This window comes from Micrococcus luteus NCTC 2665 (genome assembly GCF_000023205.1).
Taxonomy (GTDB): domain Bacteria; phylum Actinomycetota; class Actinomycetes; order Actinomycetales; family Micrococcaceae; genus Micrococcus; species Micrococcus luteus.
This window is the reverse complement of record NC_012803.1, coordinates 2246064-2265408: the sequence shown is the minus strand read 5'-3', so window position 1 is coordinate 2265408 and position 19345 is coordinate 2246064. Positions and strand designations below refer to the sequence as shown.

Annotated in this window: 26 protein-coding genes and 4 pseudogenes; 9 read left to right on the top strand and 21 right to left on the bottom strand. The window is 73.0% G+C overall.

Annotated features, from left to right (window positions below):
* Nucleotides 1-168 precede the first annotated feature (168 nt).
* Both MLUT_RS22015 and MLUT_RS22005 read right to left on the bottom strand, forming a co-directional pair.
* Nucleotides 169-615 carry a hypothetical protein gene (locus MLUT_RS22015; protein ID WP_010080007.1) on the bottom strand — a complete coding sequence of 149 codons (447 nt, stop codon included), beginning with the start codon at nucleotides 613-615 and terminating at the stop codon, nucleotides 169-171.
* A 508-nt stretch (nucleotides 616-1123) separates the two neighbouring features.
* The gene (locus tag MLUT_RS22005; protein ID WP_010080009.1) at nucleotides 1124-1795 is read right to left on the bottom strand and encodes an SGNH/GDSL hydrolase family protein; all 672 of its coding nucleotides are present in this window, start codon (nucleotides 1793-1795) and stop codon (nucleotides 1124-1126) included.
* Nucleotides 1796-1877: 82 nt separating this feature from the next.
* Here MLUT_RS22005 and MLUT_RS22000 point away from each other — a divergent pair, with 82 nt between their 5' ends.
* Complete coding sequence (locus tag MLUT_RS22000) at nucleotides 1878-2339, top strand: DUF805 domain-containing protein (protein ID WP_010080010.1); 462 nt, start codon at nucleotides 1878-1880, stop codon at nucleotides 2337-2339.
* Here MLUT_RS22000 and MLUT_RS21995 read toward each other — a convergent pair.
* A complete protein-coding gene (locus MLUT_RS21995) occupies nucleotides 2321-2749 on the bottom strand; it encodes an organic hydroperoxide resistance protein (protein WP_010080011.1) in 429 nt (142 codons plus the stop codon). The genes MLUT_RS22000 and MLUT_RS21995 overlap by 19 nt on opposite strands.
* 121 nt (nucleotides 2750-2870) lie before the next feature.
* On the opposite strand from MLUT_RS21995, the gene MLUT_RS21990 reads away from it, so the two are divergent.
* Complete coding sequence (locus MLUT_RS21990) at nucleotides 2871-3302, top strand: MarR family winged helix-turn-helix transcriptional regulator (protein WP_012751108.1); 432 nt, start codon at nucleotides 2871-2873, stop codon at nucleotides 3300-3302.
* A 97-nt stretch (nucleotides 3303-3399) separates the two neighbouring features.
* Here the strand turns inward: MLUT_RS21990 and MLUT_RS21985 are convergent, their stop codons facing one another.
* A complete protein-coding gene (locus MLUT_RS21985) occupies nucleotides 3400-4233 on the bottom strand; it encodes a cytochrome c oxidase assembly protein (RefSeq protein WP_010080013.1) in 834 nt (277 codons plus the stop codon).
* Nucleotides 4226-4762 (bottom strand): DUF2243 domain-containing protein, encoded by a 537-nt coding sequence (locus tag MLUT_RS21980; RefSeq protein ID WP_010080014.1) that lies wholly within the window; start codon nucleotides 4760-4762, stop codon nucleotides 4226-4228. Before MLUT_RS21980 ends, MLUT_RS21985 begins: the two co-directional genes overlap by 8 nt.
* Nucleotides 4763-4861: 99 nt before the next feature.
* Between MLUT_RS21980 and MLUT_RS21975 the strand changes: the two genes are divergently transcribed.
* Nucleotides 4862-5326, top strand: a complete 465-nt coding sequence (locus MLUT_RS21975) for an NUDIX hydrolase (protein WP_010080015.1) — start codon at nucleotides 4862-4864, stop codon at nucleotides 5324-5326.
* Between the two features lie 31 nt (nucleotides 5327-5357).
* On the opposite strand, the gene MLUT_RS21970 is transcribed toward MLUT_RS21975, so the two are convergent.
* Both MLUT_RS21970 and MLUT_RS21965 read right to left on the bottom strand, forming a co-directional pair.
* Entirely contained in the window at nucleotides 5358-6131 is a 774-nt protein-coding gene (locus MLUT_RS21970; RefSeq protein ID WP_010080016.1) for a class I SAM-dependent methyltransferase, read from the bottom strand.
* The gene (locus tag MLUT_RS21965) at nucleotides 6128-6646 is read right to left on the bottom strand and encodes a hypothetical protein (protein ID WP_010080017.1); all 519 of its coding nucleotides are present in this window, start codon (nucleotides 6644-6646) and stop codon (nucleotides 6128-6130) included. The genes MLUT_RS21970 and MLUT_RS21965 overlap by 4 nt, the downstream gene beginning before the upstream one ends.
* Before the next feature lie 59 nt (nucleotides 6647-6705).
* Here MLUT_RS21965 and MLUT_RS21960 point away from each other — a divergent pair, with 59 nt between their 5' ends.
* The 3 genes from MLUT_RS21960 to MLUT_RS21950 all read left to right on the top strand — a co-directional run bounded on the left by MLUT_RS21960 (nucleotide 6706) and on the right by MLUT_RS21950 (nucleotide 8496).
* On the top strand, nucleotides 6706-7275 hold the full coding sequence (locus MLUT_RS21960) for a P-loop NTPase family protein (protein WP_010080018.1): 570 nt from the start codon (nucleotides 6706-6708) through the stop codon (nucleotides 7273-7275).
* A gap of 124 nt (nucleotides 7276-7399) precedes the next feature.
* The gene (locus MLUT_RS21955; RefSeq protein WP_010080019.1) at nucleotides 7400-7840 is read left to right on the top strand and encodes a hypothetical protein; all 441 of its coding nucleotides are present in this window, start codon (nucleotides 7400-7402) and stop codon (nucleotides 7838-7840) included.
* A 140-nt stretch (nucleotides 7841-7980) separates the two neighbouring features.
* Nucleotides 7981-8496 (top strand): GNAT family N-acetyltransferase, encoded by a 516-nt coding sequence (locus MLUT_RS21950; RefSeq protein ID WP_010080020.1) that lies wholly within the window; start codon nucleotides 7981-7983, stop codon nucleotides 8494-8496.
* Nucleotides 8497-8548: 52 nt separating this feature from the next.
* Here the strand turns inward: MLUT_RS21950 and MLUT_RS21945 are convergent, their stop codons facing one another.
* Nucleotides 8549-8740 carry a hypothetical protein gene (locus MLUT_RS21945; protein ID WP_010080021.1) on the bottom strand — a complete coding sequence of 64 codons (192 nt, stop codon included), beginning with the start codon at nucleotides 8738-8740 and terminating at the stop codon, nucleotides 8549-8551.
* A gap of 243 nt (nucleotides 8741-8983) precedes the next feature.
* On the opposite strand from MLUT_RS21945, the gene MLUT_RS23735 reads away from it, so the two are divergent.
* Nucleotides 8984-9878, top strand: a protein-coding gene (locus MLUT_RS23735) for an IS5 family transposase (protein ID WP_102708846.1) whose coding sequence is annotated in 2 segments (ribosomal slippage) — nucleotides 8984-9340 and nucleotides 9342-9878 — 894 coding nt in all. Because the reading frame shifts where the segments join, the coding sequence is not laid out codon by codon here.
* Here the strand turns inward: MLUT_RS23735 and MLUT_RS21930 are convergent.
* From MLUT_RS21930 to MLUT_RS24315, 5 genes and pseudogenes are all read right to left on the bottom strand, one after another.
* A pseudogene (locus tag MLUT_RS21930) lies at nucleotides 9875-10261 on the bottom strand (integrase core domain-containing protein); the annotation flags it as partial. The gene MLUT_RS23735 and the pseudogene MLUT_RS21930 overlap by 4 nt on opposite strands.
* Before the next feature lie 22 nt (nucleotides 10262-10283).
* Nucleotides 10284-10586: pseudogene (locus MLUT_RS21925) on the bottom strand (integrase core domain-containing protein); the annotation flags it as partial.
* 4 nt (nucleotides 10587-10590) lie between these two features.
* Nucleotides 10591-12033 (bottom strand): IS30 family transposase, encoded by a 1443-nt coding sequence (locus MLUT_RS21920; RefSeq protein ID WP_010080024.1) that lies wholly within the window; start codon nucleotides 12031-12033, stop codon nucleotides 10591-10593.
* A gap of 82 nt (nucleotides 12034-12115) precedes the next feature.
* Nucleotides 12116-12273: pseudogene (locus tag MLUT_RS24320) on the bottom strand (IS3-like element IS3501 family transposase); the annotation flags it as partial.
* A 42-nt stretch (nucleotides 12274-12315) separates the two neighbouring features.
* Nucleotides 12316-12444, bottom strand: a pseudogene (locus tag MLUT_RS24315) (hypothetical protein); the annotation flags it as partial.
* Between the two features lie 95 nt (nucleotides 12445-12539).
* Between MLUT_RS24315 and MLUT_RS21910 the strand changes: the two are divergent.
* Nucleotides 12540-13100, top strand: a complete 561-nt coding sequence (locus MLUT_RS21910; RefSeq protein ID WP_010080026.1) for a YncE family protein — start codon at nucleotides 12540-12542, stop codon at nucleotides 13098-13100.
* 24 nt (nucleotides 13101-13124) lie between these two features.
* On the opposite strand, the gene MLUT_RS21905 is transcribed toward MLUT_RS21910, so the two are convergent.
* The 8 genes from MLUT_RS21905 to MLUT_RS21870 all read right to left on the bottom strand — a co-directional run bounded on the left by MLUT_RS21905 (nucleotide 13125) and on the right by MLUT_RS21870 (nucleotide 17699).
* On the bottom strand, nucleotides 13125-13538 hold the full coding sequence (locus MLUT_RS21905) for a DUF805 domain-containing protein (RefSeq protein ID WP_010080027.1): 414 nt from the start codon (nucleotides 13536-13538) through the stop codon (nucleotides 13125-13127).
* 10 nt (nucleotides 13539-13548) lie between these two features.
* A complete protein-coding gene (locus tag MLUT_RS21900; RefSeq protein ID WP_010080028.1) occupies nucleotides 13549-13845 on the bottom strand; it encodes a DUF7010 family protein in 297 nt (98 codons plus the stop codon).
* Nucleotides 13824-14147 (bottom strand): hypothetical protein, encoded by a 324-nt coding sequence (locus MLUT_RS21895; RefSeq protein ID WP_010080029.1) that lies wholly within the window; start codon nucleotides 14145-14147, stop codon nucleotides 13824-13826. The genes MLUT_RS21900 and MLUT_RS21895 overlap by 22 nt, the downstream gene beginning before the upstream one ends.
* A 56-nt stretch (nucleotides 14148-14203) precedes the next feature.
* Nucleotides 14204-14416 (bottom strand): hypothetical protein, encoded by a 213-nt coding sequence (locus tag MLUT_RS21890; RefSeq protein WP_010080030.1) that lies wholly within the window; start codon nucleotides 14414-14416, stop codon nucleotides 14204-14206.
* Between the two features lie 212 nt (nucleotides 14417-14628).
* Nucleotides 14629-15141, bottom strand: coding sequence for a GNAT family N-acetyltransferase (locus MLUT_RS21885; protein WP_012751107.1), 513 nt, complete (start codon nucleotides 15139-15141; stop codon nucleotides 14629-14631).
* Nucleotides 15142-15188: 47 nt separating this feature from the next.
* Nucleotides 15189-15602, bottom strand: coding sequence for a VOC family protein (locus tag MLUT_RS21880; protein ID WP_010080032.1), 414 nt, complete (start codon nucleotides 15600-15602; stop codon nucleotides 15189-15191).
* A 45-nt stretch (nucleotides 15603-15647) separates the two neighbouring features.
* Nucleotides 15648-16886, bottom strand: coding sequence for an MFS transporter (locus tag MLUT_RS21875; RefSeq protein WP_256868217.1), 1239 nt, complete (start codon nucleotides 16884-16886; stop codon nucleotides 15648-15650).
* 84 nt (nucleotides 16887-16970) lie between these two features.
* Nucleotides 16971-17699: a class I SAM-dependent methyltransferase gene (locus tag MLUT_RS21870; RefSeq protein WP_010080034.1), complete on the bottom strand. Its 729-nt coding sequence runs from the start codon at nucleotides 17697-17699 to the stop codon at nucleotides 16971-16973.
* 296 nt (nucleotides 17700-17995) lie between these two features.
* On the opposite strand from MLUT_RS21870, the gene MLUT_RS21865 reads away from it, so the two are divergent.
* A complete protein-coding gene (locus MLUT_RS21865; protein WP_010080035.1) occupies nucleotides 17996-19345 on the top strand; it encodes an O-acetylhomoserine aminocarboxypropyltransferase/cysteine synthase family protein in 1350 nt (449 codons plus the stop codon).

The following is a 19345-nucleotide window of genomic DNA, read 5'->3' as shown; positions in this document are numbered from 1 at the left end:
GGGGACGCTGACGGCCAGGGCCGGCACCTGCCGCCGGCCCGTGGATGGAGGAGGGCGGGGTCGCGTCGTGGGGACGCGGCCCCGCCCGCCTGTCCGCAGGCCCCGCTCCGGGAGGGCCTGCCGGATCCAGGAGGGCCTGCCGGAGAGGATGCCCCGGGGATGGTGGGGTCAGTCGGCCACCGGATCGTGGTCCGTGATCACGCTCAGGCGGTACCGGGTGCCCTCGGGGGCCTCGGCGCTCACCACCAGGTCCTCCGCGTCCGACTCCGGCACCATGACGACGTATCCGCCGCAGCGGTCCGACCACCCCAGGGGTTGGTAGGCGGCGAAGCCGTCCGCCCCGAGGATGCCCACCGAGGACGGGCCGGCGTCCGGGTCGTCGCACAGCAGCATCAGGCGCAGGGTGCCCTCGGGGCGTTCGCCGCCCATCGCCGCGCCCCCCTCCCCGGGGGTCTGGAGGCCCTGCAGCTCGGAGGCGATCACGTTGACGTCCGTCGTGGGCGTGCCGGGCAGCTCGACGCCCTCCAGGGCCCGGGCCAGGGGGTCCTCCGTCGGACTGCCCGCCCGGTGCGTGACGGCGGCCTCCGGGAGGGCGGCGAGGAAGCCCTCGCTCAACGGCAGAGCCCCGTTCCTGGCGGGATCGGCGCCCTCGGGCACGAACCCGGCACCGGCGGTGGAGCCGCCGCCCGAACCCTGCGTGGCGCTCCCGGAGGCCGGCGCCGGAGTGCTCGGCGCCGTGGTGCCGGAGGCTGGCCCGCCCGCGGACGGCGTGGTGGTCTCGGACGTGCTCGACGGGGACGGCGTCGTGTCGGAGGACGCCGCAGGGGAGGGTGTGGTGCCGGACGCCGTCGCTGGGCCCCCGCCGCCGGAGCAGCCGGCGAGCGTTAGGGCCAGGGTCAGGGCCGCCGTCGTGGCCGGGAGGGCATGGCGGGCGGAGCGGAGGGAAGGGGGTGAGGGGGTCAAGGCGGACCTCCGTCGGTCGGGGGAGCCCGTGCTCCCGGACGCCGGCCCGACCGGTCGTCGTGCAGTGCGTGAGGGGAGACTATGCATCGCATGGGTCCCCGTCTAGCCCCCGGTGTGAGGGACGCCGGATGTGCGCTTCGCGCGCGGCGGGGAGGAGTCCTCAGGCGGCCGGTGCCTGACCCCGCACCTGCCGCAGCACCTCGGGGGCGACCGCCGCGGCCCAGTCCTCGTAGCCGGCGCCGTTGGGGTGGAACAGGTCCCGGGCCAGGCGGCTGACCTGGTGCCTCAGATTCCGCCGCCACGTGGCCGCGTGCACGTCCGCCACGCCGAGGCCGTGCCGGGCGGCCACCCGCCGCACCACCGTGTTCGCCCGGCGCACGCGGGCCTCGAACGGCGGGATGCGGAACGTCGGGACCAGGCCCAGCGTGGCGCCGGCGGGCAGGGCGCGGGCGATCGCCTCGAGGGGCTCCTCGAAGGCGGCCTCGCGGAACCGCCAAGCCCAGGTGACGTCGTTGCCGCCGACGACGCACGTCACCGCGTCCACCCCGCTCGCCGGCATGAGGGGCAGCTGGTCGGCGAGCACGTCCTTCGCCATGGCCCCGCTGACGGCGAGGTTCACCACCCGCACGGGCCGGCCGGTCTCGGCGGCCACCCGCTCGGCCACCTGGGCCACGTACGTGCGCTCCACGCTCTCGGCCCCGATCCCGACGGCGGCCGAGTCGCCCAGCACCACCCACGTGAGCGCGTCGGGGTCCGCGCGGGCGGCGAGGGCGTGCCAGTGGGCGCGGTAGTCGGCGTCGTGCTGGGCCTGCCAGCCGGAGGGGGAGGGCATGCGCGCCAGGCTACCGGCGCCCTGACGTGCGGACACGCGGGAGGGCCTCGACTCGGGCCACCTCTTGGGCCAGGATCCGGCCATGACGTTCCTCCGGGCCGTGGGCCGCTTCTACGGACGCTACGCGCAGTTCGGCGGCCGGGCCGGGCGCGCCGAGTTCTGGTGGGTGGTGCTGTACCTGTCCCTCGCGTCCCTCGGCATCACCCTCCTGTTCGGGGCCCTCGGGGCGGACACGACGACGGCCGCCCCCTCCGCCGTCGTGTTCCCCGGCTTCGCGGTCGGCGGTCTCAGCGTCCCCGCCGTCGACTCGATGACCGAGGCCTACCAGGCCTTCTCGGGGGTCTGGGGCCTGCTTCATCTGGTGCCCGCCTGGGCGCTGACGGCCCGGCGCCTGCACGACGCCGGGCTCAGCCGCGCCTGGCTGCTCCTGGCGCTGCTGCCCGTGCTCGGTGCGATCGCCCTGCTGGTGATGGTGCTCCAGCCCTCGGATCCGCGGGTGGCCGCGGAGGCCGCCGCGCCGAGCGGTCAGTCGTCGACGACCTGAACGTCCACGCGGATGGTGCCGCGGGTGGCGTTGGAGTAGGGGCAGACCTGGTGGGCGGCGTCGGCGAGCTGCTGCGCCTCGTCCTGGGGCAGGTCCGGGATGACGACCTCGAGGGTGACGGCCAGGCCGAAGCCCTCGCCGGCCTTGCCGATCGAGACGCGGGCGCCCACGGAGGAGTCGCCGAGCTTCTTCTTGGCCTGGCGGGCGACGCTCTGCAGGGCGGAGTGGAAGCACGCGGCGTAGCCGGCGGCGAAGAGCTGCTCGGGGTTGGCGCCGTCGCCGCTGCCGCCCATCTCGGCGGGGATCGCCAGGTCCATGTCGACGCGGCCGTCCGCGGTCCGGACGTGGCCGTTGCGGCCGCCGCCCGTGGCGATGGCCTCGGTGGTGTAGAGGGGCTCGATCTCGATCACGGTGTGCTCCTTGACGGTGTCTGGCCCGGGGTGCCGGGGGCCGCTCGACGGCGGCCACGGTCCAAGGTAGTCCGCGATCAGGTTGTGTGCAATCCAGTTGTCTGCGGGGTAGGTTGTCCGGGTGGACGTCACCCCCCTCGACCTCGACCGCCAGCTGTGCTTCTCCCTCTACCGCGCCAGCCGGGCGGTGACCCGCGCCTACCGGCCCCTGCTCGAGGAGCTGGGCCTCACCTACCCCCAGTACCTCGTGATGCTGGTGCTCTGGCAGGAGGACGGGCCGGTGGGCGTGAACGACATCGGCGCGCGCCTGGGACTCGACAGCGGCACCCTCACCCCGCTGCTGCGCCGCCTCGACCACGCCGGCCTGGTCACCCGTGCCCGCAGCGCCGACGACGAGCGGCGTCGCCTCATCTCCCTCGCCCCCGCCGGCCGGGACCTGCGCGAGGCCGCCGCCGACATCCCCGCACGCATGGCCGACCTCTACCCCGGGCCGGCCGGACAGCGGGAGGAGCTCAAGGCCTTCCTGGACGAGCTGGCCGCGGGACTCGACTGAGCCGGGGCGCGGGCGGGGGCGCAGGATCCCCGCGACCGCCTGCTGTGCTCAGGACCGCGTCATGAGGACGCGGTCCTGAGCACATCGAGCGGTCTTCTCAGGACGCCGCCCGGGCCACCACACCGCCCCGCCCCGACCGCACCGGCGCGGTGCGGCGGTACCAGTCCAGGCAGAAGACGGCGATCAGCACGAGGTCGATCCAGTCGCCGCCGTAGTACATGAGCTGGGCGCCGGCCTGGGCCTCCGCCACGCCCACGCCCGCCGGCGGATGCGCGTAGACGTGCTTGGAGAGGATCGCGTGCAGCGCGAGGAACGCCACGAGCACACCTGCCCGCAGCGGGTGTCCGTGCGGGTGCGGTGCCGGGTCCACCTGCAGGATCGCGGCGGTGAACACCCACCCGGCCAGCAGCACGTGCACGTGCACCAGCAGATGCCCCACCGCGGAGGCATGCATCCAGGCGTGCAGGGGTGTGGTGTAGAGCAGCCACAGCCCGCCGATGTTCAGCAGCCCCGCCACCACCGGGTGCGAGACCACCCGCACGTACGGCGTGGACAGCACCCGGGACAGCCGCCGCGCCCACGCCACGGGCAGGCCCCGCAGGGCCACGGTCACCGGCGCGGACAGCACCAGCAGCAGCGGGGCGAGCATGCCCAGCAGCAGGTGCCCCCACATGTGGGCCGTGAAGTCGTGGTGGCCGAGCACCCCCAGCGGTCCCACCGCCACGACGCCGGCCACCACCCCCGCGGCCGCGCTCAGGGTGCGCGCGTCGGACCAGGCGCGGCCCCGGCGTCGTCCGGCGCGGACCAGCGCCGCATAGGCGACCAGGAACAGCAGGAGTCCGCCGCCGATGACGACGCCGGCCAGCGGGAACGGGGCGCTCGCCGCCTGGGCGCCGAGCTCCGCCCCGATCCCGCCGGGGTGCTCATGCACGGGCGGCCGCCCGGCGGGAGCCGCGCCGCCACGCCAGGGTGCCGATCACGAGGAAGGCGATCGCAATGGCCATCCACACGAGGTCGTACACGAGGATGTCGTCCACGGGCGCGTACGGGCCGGTGCCCTGCAGCTCCGTGGGGATGACCTCGTACCGGATCTGGTGGATCCTCATGAGCTTGTGCTGGACGGTGCCGTCCCACGCCTGGAACGCGCCCGCGCCGATCAGCACCGCCGGCCACCACCGGCCGACGCCGGGGCCGCCGCGGCGTCGCACGTCCGCGAAGAGGAACAGCCCGGCCACGGCGGCGAACCAGCCGAAGGCGTGGAAGAGTCCGTCGGAGACCAGGCCGACGGCCGCGGTGGACAGGTCGTAGAAGTGGTGCCAGTGCAGGAGCTGGTGCAGGACGACCTCGTCGACGAAGGCGGCCACGCCCACCCCGAAGAGGATCCCGGACAGCAGCAGGCGGCGGTGGAGGTCGGGGGCGGGGCGGCCGACGGGCCGAGCCGTGACGGAGGGGGAGGCCATGGCGCCCACGCTAGCGGCAGTTCCCAGCGAATGCCCAGGTCACGGGCGTCATCCACGCACCGGCCGCAGTGGCGGTCCCGTGAGGCGATGATGGTGCCCATGGCCGCCCACTCCTTCGCCCTCGTGCCCTCCTCCTACGTCCTCTTGCTGCGGGGACGGGAGGTGCTGCTGCAGCGCCGGCATCACACCGGGTACATGGACGGGTTCTGGGTGGCGGGCGCCGCCGGGCACGTGGAGCCGGGGGAGGCGGCCCGGCAGGGGGCGGTCCGGGAGACGGCGGAGGAGCTCGGCGTCGAGATCGAGCCTGCTGCCCTCGAGCTGCTGACCGTCATGCAGCGCACGGACGGCACGGACACCCCGCGCGAGCAGCGCGTGGACTGGTTCTGGGCCTGCCGGTCCTGGGCGGGTGAGCCGCGGATCTGCGAGCCCGGCAAGGCCTCCCACCTGGAGTGGTTCCCCCTGGATTCGTTGCCGAGCCCGATTCCGGACTACGAGCGGCTCGTGCTGGAGGGCCTGCGCGACGGCGACCTCACCCCGGACACGGCGGTCGGGTTCGGGGGCTGAGGGGCATAGGGGCTCGCCGTCCACCGCCCGGTCAGTCCCGCACCGCCTCCACCACCATGAGCGGGTGCTCGGCGGGGTCGAAGGCCGTGCGGTGCCAGTCTCCGGAGAGCCGTTCCACCCGCAGCCCCGCTGCGGCCAGGTCCGCGCGCACCTGCTCCGCGGAGCGGAACTGCAGGTGCTGGTCCACCTCGGACACCTCCCCGGAGTCGAGGAACTCGGTGCGCACGCGCATCGTCACCACCCCGTGCCGGTCCGGGGCGGAGGTGCGCTCCGACTCGAGGACCCGCCCGGCCGGCATCGTGCGCTCCGTGGGGTCCTGCTGCCAGCCCTCCCACGCGCGCCGGACGGGGTTGCGCGTCTCGAAGACCAGGCGGCCGCCGGGCACGAGCCCCGCACCGATGCGCCGCAGCGACGCGTGCCAGTCGTCGTCGACCAGGTGCATGGCCACGTTGCCGCTCATCACCACCAGGTCGGCGGAGTCCGGCGCGATCAGCCCCGCATCCCCGTGTCGCCACTCGACGCCGTCCCCGCCCGGGCGCGCGCGGGCCGCCGCGAGCATGGCCTCGGCCGGGTCGATCCCGACAACGTCCCGCCCCGGGCCCGCGAGCGTCACCGTCAGGATGCCGGTGCCGCAGCCGAGGTCGACGATGCGGGTGCTGGCCCGCGCGGCCGAGACCTCGTCCGCGACCCGGCGGAAGAACGCGTGGTCCTCGCCCGCGGGGTTGTCCACGTCGTAGATCGCGGCGAGGCGGGCGTCGTCGTAGGTGCGCCGGTTGGCCTCGGCGCGGGAGGGGGCGTCGGTCATGCGCGCAGTCTGTCACCCGGGGCGGGCGCCCCCTGCCGCAGGGCCTGCCCCGCCACGATCAGCAGCATCGCCGCGCCGGCCGCCGCGGCCCCGGCCGGTCCCGCGGCGGGCACGCGGAGCATCGCCGCCAGGGCGCCGACCAGGCCCAGGACCAGCATCGACCCGCCGATCCACCGGAACACCGGCGCGCCGAACGCGCGCGCGAACGGCAGGAAGTGCGCGCCCACCACGGCCGCCACCAGGGCGATCTGCGCCGGGGGCGGCAGGGCGGGCACGGTCCGGCGGCGGAGCAGGACCGCCGCGAGGGCGAAGACGGCGAGGGCGACCGCCGCACTGCGGAGCATGCTCTGAGCGTCGCCGGGCAGCCCGGCGATCCCGGCGAGCAGGAAGGCCATGCCGCCGACCACCCCGATCAGCCCGCCGAAGACCACCGGATGACCCGCCCGGCTGATCCCGCGGACGCGCTGGCCGTCCACGATCTGCCTGTGAGCGTTGCCTGTGTGCACCTGTGTCATCGTTCCCCTCCTGCTGTGTGCGACCGGGGCCATCGTGTCACGGCCGTTAGCCTTCTCCCATGCCCTCCGCCTCGATCGACCACGTGCGGCAGGCCCGCCGCGTCCTGTTCCACGGGGTCACGGGGGCCGGGAAGTCCACCGCGGCCGTGCGGCTCGGCGCTGTACTCGGCCTGCCGGTCACCCTCGTGGACGAGGAGTTCGGCTGGCTGCCGGGCTGGGTCCCGCGGCCGGAGGCCGAGCAGACCGCCCTGGCGGACTCGGTCACGGCGGGGGAGGCCTGGGTGCTGGACTCCGCCTACGCCTTCTACCGGCCGATGGTCATGAAGCGGACCGACGTCGTCATCGCCCTGGACTACTCGCGGGCCCGGACCTTCACGTGCCTGGTGCGGCGCACGATCCGCCGGGTGGTGGGGCAGGGGGAGATGTGCAACGGCAACCGCGAGTCCTGGCGTCGGGTGCTCGGGGAGGAGTCGATCCTGCGCTGGCACGCCGCCACGTTCGACCGCAAGCGGGCATGGGCCCGGGAGCGGGAGGCCGCGGCGGAGGGGGCGCCGGTGCTGCGCCTGAGCACGCCGCGGCAGTGGGAGTGGGTGCTGGCCCGGCTGGAGGGCAGGCGGCAGGCTCCCTGAAGCACGCTGCTCCTCCGGACCTCACGTCGTGCTCAGGACCGCGTCCTCAGGACACGGTCCTGAGCAGAAGGGGAGGTCCTGCGGCCGCCTCGCCCTTCGTCCCGCGCTCTGACAGGGTGGGGCCATGGACGGGATGGAGCGGGAGAAGGTCTGGCACGTGCGGATCGCCGTCGCGGCGGCGCTCGTGGGATGCGCCGGCGTCGTGTCCGGACTGCGGCACGAGCTGGGGCTGGGATGGGCGGTCGGGCTGCTGACGGCGTGCCTCCTGGGCGTGGCCCTCGCCCTGCGCGACGTGCACCACCGGGTGGACCAGGAGGAGGCGGGGCGTCAGGTGTTCTACGCCGGCCGGGGGAGTACGGCGTGGTTCGCGGTGGTGATGGTGGGGGTCGCGATCGTGCCGGGCATGGTGATCCCCCTGCTCGCGGACGGGGCCGCCACGGCGCTGGGTGTGGGACTCTTCGCCGCCGTGCTGACCGCGGCGGCACACGGCGTGCTCGCGGCCACCACCACCGGGGAGCCTCAGCCCGAACCGGTCCCGGTGCCGTTGCGCCGCGAGGACGGCTGAGAATCCGCTGCGGAAGTGACCCTTCTGAGGGCGGTGGCGGTCGCCAGAAGGGTCAGTTCCGCAGTGGATTCGGCGACGCCGGAGCACTCAGGAGCACGTCGGGCGCCGGGCGTCGGACGCTCCCGTGGCACCATCGGCTCATGCCCGAGCGCCCCGCCCCCACGCCGCCCGCCGCCACACCCGGCCCCGCCCCTGCCGTCCATGCCGCGGGCTTCGACGAGCTCGACCGGACGACGGCCTACCGCCTCTGGCAGCTGCGGTCGCTGGTGTTCGTCGTCGAGCAGGACTGCCCCTACCTGGACCTGGACGGCCGCGACCTCGAGCCGGCCATCGTCCACCTGTGGGTCGAGGACGAGGCGGGCACGCCCGTCGCCACGCTGCGGCTGCTGGACGACGGCGACGTCGCCCGCATCGGCCGCGTCGTCACCCACCCCGACGCGCGGGGCCGGGCCCTGGCCGGGGCGCTGCTGGACGAGGCGGTCGCCCGGATCGGCGGGCGGCCGAGCGTGCTGGACGCCCAGGCCCACCTGGCGCACTGGTACGCCCGCTGGGGCTACGCGCCGGACGGGCCGGAGTTCCTCGAGGACGGCATCCCGCACGTGCCGATGCGGCGGGCGGGGGCGGGTGCGACGGACGGGCGTCGCGCGCACACCTGAGAATCGACTGCGGAAGTGACCCTTCTGGGGGTGTCAGCGGGCGTCAGAGGGGTCACTTCTGCAGTCGATTCCGGACGTCGCCGCCCGACGTCGCCTGGGTCACCGTCGCCTGCAGCTCCGCGGCCGTCTCTGGATCCGGGGTCACCACAGTGAACCGCTGTCCGTCGTGGGTGGTGAGGACCAGCCCGGCGGGGCCGCCGAGGTCCAGCCGCACGCCGCGGCGGGAGCGGGCCCGCCCCGTCACCGGCCAGTTGATGTAGGCGCCGCCCGGCCCGACGTCGTCCTGGTGGCTATGTCAACCCCACTTGGCCCCGGGGTGACGGCCAGGAATGGACCCACCTTGCGCGAGACCAGCGGCATGAGCGAGCGAGGTGATACCCCGGTCGCGGCGGGCCTTACCTACTTTCGACGCGAAGCCACCGCGAGGCCAACGAGAGCTAGGGCGTGTCTGAGAATAGATGCACGAGTCAGCTGAGACCCTGGGGACATGTCCCGGTTCCAGATGCTCTCCGACGCCCAATGGGAGTTGATCGCCCCGATGCTCCCGACCCGGACCGGCCGCGCCGGCAGGCCGTTCGCCGACGCCCGCACCATGGTGGAGGCGATCATCTACCGATACCGGTGCGGAATCGCTTGGAGGGATCTGCCCGAGGTCTACGGGCCCTGGCAGACCGTGTGGACCTGGCACCGGCGCTTGGCCGAAAAAGGCACCTGGGACACGGTGCTGGCCACGCTGACCGCCGCCGCGGACGCCGAAGGCCTGATCGATTGGTCGGTCTCGGTGGACTCCACGATCGCCCGCGCCCACCAGCACGCGACGAACATCACCCGCCACACAGGGGGATGGATCGAACTACAAGAATCCGCGTGAGGAGCCGGCCGATCACGGCATCGGGCGCTCCCGTGGCGGGCTGAGCACGAAGATCCATCAGCTCGTCGATGGGACCGGGCTGCCGCTGGTCAGCCTGATCACCCCCGGCCAGGCAGGGGACTCCCCGATGCTGCTTCCTCTTCTGGAGCAGCTGCGCGTGACCCGGCCAGTAGGGCGGCCCCGGACCCGCCCCGAGGCCGTGCTGGGCGATAAGGCGTACTCCTCCCGGGCGATCCGCACTCACCTACGTGCCCGTGGGATCAAAGCGGTCATCCCCGAACCGGCCGACCAGCAGGGCCACCGCAGACGGCGCGGTGCCCGCGGCGGGCGCCCCGTCAGCCTCGACGCGGACGCCTACAAGGGCCGCAACGTCATCGAGCGTCAGTACGCTCACCTGAAGCAGTGGCGGGGTCTGGCGACCCGGTATGACAAGTACGCGATCATCTACAGGGCCGCTGTGGTCCTGAATGCTGTGCTCGCATGGTCAAAACGATTGTCAGACATGCCCTAGGTGTGATGTCCAGGGAGGTTGTTGAGCCTGGTGGCAGGCGCGGCGCCGATCGCGGAGTGGACGCGATGATGATTGTAGAAGTGCAGCCATCCAGGCAACGCGGCCCTGCGCTCCGTCTCTGAGCTGTAGAACCGGGCGTAGGCCCACCCGTCAGCGAGCGTGCGATGGAACCGCTCAATCTTCCCGTTCGTCTGCGGCCGGTAGGGCCGAGTCCGCTTGGGCTTGATCCCGAGCTCGGTGCAGGCATCACGCCAGGCATGCCAGCGGTAGGCCGAGCCGTTGTCCGAGAGCACCCGCTCCACCTCCACGCCCAGGCGCGCGAAGTGGGCGACCGCGCGGCGCAACACCGCGATGGCCGTCTGGCTGCGTTCATCGGAGTGAAGCGCCCTGGGTTTCGTTCCGAGGTCAGGACGCAACGGGCGCTGAGTCCTGGTCGTGAGTGTAGGCCGCCTCGACCTCCGCCGGAGTGCGGTAGCCGAGGGCCTCATGCAGGCGGGCGGTGTTCCACCAGTGCACCCACCCCATGGTGGCCAGCTCGACCGCCTGCACGGACTCCCAGAGCCGCTTGGAGTGGATGAGTTCGGCCTTGTAGAGGCCATTCACGCTCTCGGCCAGGGCGTTGTCGTAGGAGTCGCCCACGGTGCCCACCGAAGCGCTCACCCCGGCGGTGATCAGCGCGTCGGAGTAGGCCAGGCTGACGTACTGGGCGGGTTCAACCGGTCGTTGCAACACCGTGCGTTGAGAGCGAGCGTAGCTGCTCGGCGAAGACCTCCGCGGGAGTCTTCCAGTCCAGGACCTTCCTGGGCCTGTTGTTCAGCGTGTACGCGACTGCTGCGAGGTCCTCGGCCGACCATCTCGACAGGTCCGTGCCCTTGGGGAAGTACTGCCGCAGCACCCCGTTCGTGTTCTCGTTCGTCGGCCGCTGCCACGGCGAGTGGGGGTCAGCGAAGAACACCTTCGTGCCCGTGGCCATCGTGAACTGGACATGCCCGGCCAGCTCCTTGCCCCGATCCCACGTCAAGCTCTGACGCAGCTGCTGCGGCACCGTCGCCATCGCCTTGATCAGGGCCGCGGTCATCGCCTCAGCCCCGTACCCACCCAGCGACGGCCCGTTCTTCACCGGCGGCCGCTCACCCCATCCCTCCAGGCGGGGCAAGTGGACCAGGATCGTGGCCCGGCTCTTGCGCTCGGCCAGAGTCCCGATCGCTGAACGCTCGGTCCCGATGATCAGGTCCCCTTCCCAGTGCCCGGGCACAGCACGATCAGCGGCCTCGGGTGGGCGCTTGCTGAACACCACGTCCTCGGTGACGTGGCCCTGGGGCTTGTTCCGGGTACGTGCCCGCGGCTCGCGCAGAGCCCGCCCGGTACGCAGGCACGCGACGAGTTCACGCTTGAGCGCCCCACGCCCCTGGATGAACAGGGACTGATAGATCGCTTCATGAGAGATCCGCATGGACACATCATCCGGGAACTCCAGGCGCAGCCGGTGGCTGATCTGCTCAGGGCTCCACGCCGTGGACCACCGCCGGTCCGCCCGGCGCGGTTTCATCTTCCGCCCCTTGAAACCGGGCCCGACCGGTCCCGGCACGGCCACGCCATCGGGGCCCAGGACCACCCCGTTCAGGCGTGCCTGGACGTAGTCGTGCAGTCGCTGGTTCGTGGCCAGCTTCGCCGGCTTGGGCCGCCTGGCAGCTTCCTGGGCCTTCCACTGCGCCACCGTGGCCCGGTACTCCTGCTTCCCGGAACGAGTGGCGCAGTTACGGCGCAGCTCACGGCTGATCGTGCCCGGGTCACGTCCCAGCGTGCGTGCGATCTGACGGACCCCCTGGCCCTGGGCATGGAGGATTGCGATCTCTTCACGCTCAGCGAAGGACAGATACCGGCCGGTGGGCTCGGCTAAGGACAGCGGGGTCATCCCGCCAGCGTGACGGAACCAGCGCGCCCCGACGGGCCAGGACACGCCCACAGTCAGGGATGCCTCGACCGTGGTGACACCGGTGGCGATTACACGCCAGAACTGGCGTTGGACCTCCCGTGAGGGCTGCGGCCTGCCAGGAGAGCGCATCGGGGCCCGCAAGGCCCGATCCGCTCTCCACTGCCGACGTGTCCCCTCGGGCACGTCACTGATCTTCCTCGCCCAGTCCTTGCTTGCCATCGCCCATACCTCCAGTGATTCCGAGAGGGTGTTGCGACGACCGATTGAATCCACCGGTGATGAACCCACACGCTGTCGCACTAAGGGTGCGGCAGATGGCCTCGACCCCGAAACGATCGCGGTGTTCGTCGATGAACGCGATCATCTCGTCGTGGGGCGGTCGAGTTCCCTGGCGAAAAAAGCCGAGGCGGCCTTGAGGATCTCGTTCGCCCGCCGGGCCTCGGCAAGCTCACGCTTGAGCCGGCGAATCTCCTCGGCCGGACTCTCGCCAGCAGGCACTGGTGCTACCTCGTGGCCGTGGCGATGGCACCACATCCGCAGCGTCTCTTCACCGACTCCGACCTGCGGGGCGATGGCTCGGATGGAATGCGAACGAGGCCCTCCCTGCGTGGCTTGGCGTTCCAGGACCATCCTGATCGCGCGCTCACGCAGCTCGGGGCTGAACTTCTTGGGCATGTTCCGATTCTCCTTCAGTTGGATCGGAACGAAACCCAGGGCGCTTCAAGGTGGACGTCGAGACCGAGTACCAGCGCTCCGGGAACCTGTTCGGGTTGCATGACTCACCCATCGTCCTGGGTGATCACAAGGTCGAGGAGGAGCCGAAGGAAGCCGTCGAGCGGCCCACGGCGATCGCCCTCATCGACACCCGCACCGATGAGCTCACCACCGTGGACCTCGGCTCGTCCTACTGGTTCCGCTCGCTCGGCCGCGCCGAGGACGGCTCCGCGGTCGTGCTGACCTACGACGGCGAGGTCAACGTGATCGACGAGGAGACCGGTGAGGTCACCGCCGAGTACCCGGTGATCGAGCCGTGGAAGGAGAAGGACGAGTGGCAGGAGCCCGGCCCGATCCTGAAGGTGGCCGGGAACACCGCCTACGTCACCGACGCGGAGGCCCAAGAGCTCGTGGCCGTCGACCTGGAGACCGGTGAGACCGTCCTGGAGAAGGACCTGGAGTTCGCCCCGGTCGAGATGGCCGTGGTCACCGGCCAGCCGGAGTCCGTGAAGCCCGAGGAGGCCGCTGACGCCGAGTCCGGCCATGACGAGCACGCCGACCACGATCACTGATCGGGCCGGACACGGCTGCGGGGGTCAGCGCCGCGCGGCCGTGGCCCCCGCCGGAACCGGGTCCGACGCAGCGGCGGGGTGTCCGAGGCGCGGGGTGGACGGCTGGAGCGCGAACACGAGGAGTGTGAGCGGGCCGACGAACGGCACCAGCCCGAGGAACAGCCACGCGCGGCTGAAGCCGGCGTCGTGGAGGCGCCGGGCGAGCAGGGCGAGCGAGGGGAGTGCGTGCGTGATCCCCACCAGGAGGACGGCCGCGTCGCGGAGGGACAGGTCCGGGGAGCCGAGGAGGAACACGTCCAGGACGGTGGACACGAAGTGAACGACGGCCTGCAGGAGCCAGACGTAGAGCGCCGCGAGCCAGAAGTCGGCGCGGGAGGCGCGCCCGCTGAACTGCGCGTAGCCGGCGTAGTAGCGGCGGATGGCCTGAAGCATGTTCATGGTCCGGCCCTCAGTCCTGCCGAGGGGACGCCAGCAGCCCCTGTGCCGCGACGATCACGAGCATCGCAGTTCCCGCTGCGGCCGCCCCCGCGGGCCCGGCCACGGGATCGCCGAGAGCCGCGAGTACGGCACCGGCGAGCCCCAGCATGGCCATCGCCCCGCCGATCCACCAGAACACCGGGGCCTGGAATGCCCGGGCGAATGGGAGGAAGTGGCCGCCCACCACGGCGGCCACCAGGGCGATCTGCGCCGTCGGTGCGTCGAGCGCGAGTGCCACCACGTGCGTCACGGGGAGGAGCGCCAGCATCGCGACGACGGCGATCCCGTAGACGCGCCGCGGGCGGGCGTCGGCACGGTGGGCAGCATCCGCCGGCGCAGCAGCACCACCACCAGGGTGAAGCTGATGAGCGAGATGGCGACGCCCCGCAGCGTGCCCTGGTGCTCTGCTGGCAGCCCCGCGATCCCGCCGAACAGGAAGGCGCCGCCGCCGACCACCCCGATCAGCCCGCCCGACACCACCGGGTGTCGGAGGTGGCCGATCCCGCGGACGGGCGGGTCGTCGTCGTGGTGGGTCGGCCGCATGGGGCGGGCCGTGGTCGTGTCCGTCATGGTTCCCCCTCACATCACGTGTGGCATGCGTCATCCTGCCATGACGGGTGGACGGGTCAGGCCCCCTGTGGACAGGCCTCGATGATCATCAACGGGTGCTCCGCCGCGTCGAATGGGCGGCCGTGCCAGTCGCTCCAGACGCGGCCCACCGCCAGGTCCGCCGACGCCGGCTCGATCAGCTCCGCGGTGCCCCGCCGCCACTCGACGCGGCCCCCGCCGGGGCGCGCCCGGGCGACGCGCAGCATGGCCTCGGCCGGGTCCGGATGCATGGACGGCACCGTATCTTGAAGATGACCGCATGCACCGCCAGCTGGACCACGAGGAGTTCGACCAGCGGCTCGAGGGCTGAGCCGGCGCCGTCACCGCTGAGCCGTGGCGTGGCCCGGCCCGCTCACCCCACGAACACGCAGAAGCGCCTGGCCGGCTGGACGCAGGGCGTGTCTTCTCAATGGGCACGCACCCATGGCGGCAGTTCAGTTCGTCATGCCTCGTGGCCGTGGCTGCTGTAGACCACGATCGGCGCTCCGCTGGGATCACGCGTGCTCTTCCACACGGTCATGCCGATTCGTTCGGCCACGCGACGGGAAGCCATGTTGTCGGGGTTGATGATCGCGGTGACCATCGTTGCGTCGAGTGTCTCGAACCCGTATCGCAGGCAGGCAGAGGCCCCCTCGGTTGCCAGTCCTTGTCCCTGACGTTCTGGCAGGACGTGGTAGCCGACCTCGAGGACCTCTTGGCCGTCGACGTTCTGCCAGGTCAGGCCGCAGTCACCGATGAAGTCGCCGGTGGTTCGGTGTTCGATGACCCACAGGCCGAACCCATGCGTGGCGTAGTTGTCCTTCGACCAGTTGATCCACCGCTGCACCTCGTTGCGCGACTTGGCTCGCGGGTAGTAGCGCATGACCTCCGCGTCTCCGAGGAGCCGGCACATGTCGTCGAGGTCAGCGTCGGTCATGCACCGGAACGTGAGTCGATCGGTGGGTTGCGGGATCACCCGACGACCTTACCGACGGCACTGAGCCGTGCCGCGGTCTGCCGCGCTCACCCTACGAAGACGCAGAAGGGGTGGCCGGCCGGGTCCGCGAACACGTACAGGGGCTCGTCCTCGTCGTCGGAGCGGTCCAGGACGAGGCGCCCGCCCAGGCGCAGGGCGTGGCCGTGGGCCGCGTCGAGGGAATCGCGGTCCGGCACGGTGAAATCCAGGTGCAGCTGCATCGGCACCTCGGGTGACGGCCACGTGCTGGGCTTCAGTTCCTCGGTGCGCTGGAATGTCAGGACGCGGCGGCCGTCGTCGTCCAGCAGCACGAGCCAGTCCGCGCTGTCCGGCTCGCGGCCGTCCGCGAGCTCGTCGCCCGCGCGGTAGTGGAGGCCGAGGAGCTCGCGGTAGAACTCCGCGACGGAACGGATGTCGACGGCGTCGATCACCGGCTGCTGGAGCACGGGGCGGCTGACCATGGCCACACATTAAGCGACCTCGGCGTCCGCGTCAGCGTCTCGGCCTCAGTCGACGTCGTCGCGCCCCGCATCCACCCACCGCGCGGCCGGCACGACGGCGGCCAGCGAGACCACCGCCAGGACCTGCCACCCCGCGAGCGCCCAGCCGACCCCGAGCGTCGCCCCGAGCGCACCTCCCGCGAGGGTCGCCAGCGGCACGGAGCCCCGGGTGAGGGTGCGGCGCATCGCGGTGACCCGCCCGAGCGTGCCCTCGGGGCAGGCGCGGGCGGTCACGGCGGCCTGGGTGATGTTCCCGAGCAGGACCATGAACCCCCAGAGGGCCGCGCCGGCCAGCAGCCACGGCCCGGCATGAGCGCGGTCGACGTAGGCCAGCAGGTGCAGCCCCACGGCCACGGCGCAGCCGACCGAGCCGAGGAGGATGCACCGGCGCTCGCCCAGGCGGTCGATGGCCCGGCCCGCCAGGGACGAGGCCGCCAGTGCCCCGACCGCGCCCGCGGTGATCTGGACGCCCAGGAACTCCGGCCCGAGCCGCAGGTCGGTCAGGATCCAGACCGCCTCGACCGGGGCGAAGAGGGCCATGCCCACATTGGCGGCCACCGACCCCATCGTCAGCAGCCACAGGACCGGGGTGCGCCGCAGGACCGTCCACCCCTCCGCGGCGTCCTTCCCGAACCGGGCCCAGCGGGAGAGGACGTCCGCGACGCCGGGGTCCCCGTCGTCGTCCGGAATGTCCGCCGCGGCGGAGGGCTGCAGCCGTACCCGGAGTGCGACGATCGCCGCCGCGAAGAGGAACGCCGTCGCGATGCCGAGCACGGGTCCCGCGCCCAGCGACCCGACGAGGACGCCCGCCGCGGCGGGCACGATCAACACGAGGGCGGCGTCGGCGGACTCGAGCCGCGCCGTCAGGCGGGCGACGGCGGTGGCCGGCACGACGCGCGGCACGAGCGCGGTCTGGGTGGTCTCGGCCAGCACCGTGAGCACGCCCAGCAGGGCCATGACGGCGGCGAGGTGACCGAACGTGAGCGCGTCGAACGCCCACGCCACGACGAGCGAGCCGAGCACCGCCGCCTTGGCGAGGCCGGTGGCCGCGAGCAGCTGCGGGCTGAGGTGCCGGTCCACCACGATGCCGATGGGCACGCCGAGCAGGAGGAATCCCAACCCGGAGAGCGTCATCAGCACGCCCATGCCGTCGGCGCCCACGCCGAGCAGGAGCACCGCCAGGACGTCCAGGGCGACGTCCGTGGCGGACCGGCCACCCGCGTCGAGGGCGTTGGAGGCGACCAGCCACCGCGCCCGTCCTTCCGGCGGCGGGGGCGTCTCAGCGTCAGGGGTGCGGGGGGGCAGGCGTCTGACGACGCGGGTCCGTGCTCACCGCCACACGTGGAGCAGGTAGCCGTAGCTCAGCGACGTCGTTGCGGGGTGCTCGGCGAGCCACGCGTCGGCGACCCCTCGCTCGAACTCCAGCCGCAGGACGGCCTCGAGGTCGGCGCGGGAGTCGAAGGTCCACGAGCTCATGACCTCACGGGTCTCGGCCCCGATGCCGGCCCACCACTCGCGCGCGTACGTGTCCTGGCCCTGCGCCGCCGCGTTCGTGCTCGCCCGCAGCAGCTCGGCGAACTGGCCGCGCTCGGTGTCGTTGTCGATCACCACGAGCGCGCCGCCGGGCCGCAGCACCCGGGTGACCTCGTCCAGGCCGGGTCGGACGTCCCAGCGCGGGTGCGGGAAGAAGTACGCGAACCGGGCGTGCACGACGTCGACGCTCGCCTCCGGCAGCGGGATCTGCTCGGCCGAGCCGTAGAGCACGCGCGCCCCGCCGGGGCGGGCGCGGGCGGCCCCCAGCAGGCGCACGTCCGGCTCGACGGCGATCGTCTCGGCCGCGTCGGCGTAGCGGGGCAGCCAGAAGCCGGTGCCCGCACCGAGGTCGAGCAGCGTCCGCCCGGCCCAAGGCGCCGCCTCCTGCAGCGCCGCCCAGAGGGCGCCCTCACGGTCCATGGCCGCGTTCTCGATCTCGTACAGCGCCGGGTCCACGCCCTGGTTGCCCGAGGGCCGGAAGTCGGGCAGGTCCGTGGCCGGTCCGCCCGGTGTGCTCTGTGTCATGCCCGGGAGTCTGACACACCTCCCTCTCCACGCCAGTCCGTCACACGGGTCTGCCTCGGCCCGCCGCGCCCCGGAGAGGCTCCGGCCGGTCCTGGATGGCGCGGGGGCGGCTCATATGACGCGCGAGCCGGCCGCCCGCTGGACTCTCGGCGGCCCACCGCGTGGGATGGGCTCACCACCCATCCAGAGCGGCCGAGAGATCTGGCTCGACGACGCCGCAGCAACCCGCCCGCCGGACTCGGACCCCCGGGAACGGCAGGCCCGGTGCTACCGCCAGGACCGATGGAGGAGAGCAGATGCCCCGTCATGCCACACAGCAAGTCCACGCCGGCTACGAGCCCGCCGCGCCCCACCGGCCGGTCGTCCCGCCCATCCACCAGACCACGGCGTTCCGTTTCCCGGACCACGCCACAGCGGCATCGATGTTCCGGCTCGAGACCCCCGGCTTCACCTACAGCCGCACGGGCAACCCGACCGTCGCGGTGTTCGAGAACCGCCTCGCCGCGCTGGAGGGCGGCATCGGCGCGATCGCCACGGCCACCGGCCAGGCCGCCGTCGCGCTGTCCCTGCTGGCGCTGCTGCAGGGCGGCAAGCACCTGGTCGCCTCCAGCCAGCTCTACGGCGGCACCGTCGACCTGCTGACGGACACGTTCGCGGACTTCGGCATCGAGGTCACCTTCGCGGACCCGGCGGACCCGCCCGCGTGGGCCGCCGCGGTCCGGCCCGACACCCGCGCGTTCTTCCTCGAGGCCATCACCAACCCGCTCGCCACCCTCCCGGACCTGCCCGCGCTCGCGGACCTCGCCCACGCGGCCGGCGTGCCCGTGGTGGTGGACAGCACCCTCGCGACGCCGGCCCTCTACCGGCCGCTGGAGCACGGCGCCGACGTCGTCGTGCACTCGGCCACCAAGTTCCTCGGCGGGCACGGCGCGGTGCTCGGCGGCGCGATCGTGGACGGCGGCACGTTCGACTACGGCGCGGTGCCGGACCGGTGGCCGCAGCTGGCCCGGCCCAAGGCCCGCTACGGCGGGCAGACGCTGGTGGAGCGGCACGGCCGCGGCGCCTACCTGACGCTGGCCCGCAGCAAGTTCCTGCACGACCTCGGCCCCACCCTCGCCCCCGCGAGCGCGGCGCAGTTCATCCAGGGGCTCGAGACGCTCGACCTGCGCGTGGCCCGCCACACCGCCACCGCGCTGGCCGTGGCCGAACACCTGGCCGGGCACCCCGCCGTCGCGCGGGTGCACCACCCCGGCGTGGCCGGGCATCCCAGCGCGGCGCTGGCCGCCCGTGACTTCCCGGACGGCGTCGGCTCGGTGTTCTCCTTCGACCTGGCCTGCGGCCCCGAGGCCGTGGCCCCGTTCCTCGACGCGCTCGAGCTGTTCCAGCTGGTGGTCAACGTCGGCGACGCCCGGTCCCTCGTCTCCCACCCGGCGACCATGACGCACTGCCGCCTGACGCGGCAGCAGCGCGAGGCCGCCGGGATCGCCGAGACCACCGTCCGGCTCTCCATCGGGCTGGAGTGTCCCGACGACCTGATCGCGGACCTGGACCGTGCCCTGGCCGTGGTGTCCGCCGCCGGGCCGGCCGTCCCCGCCGCCACGCCCGCCGTCCCCGAGACCGCCGCCGTCACCCAGGAGGTGCGCTGA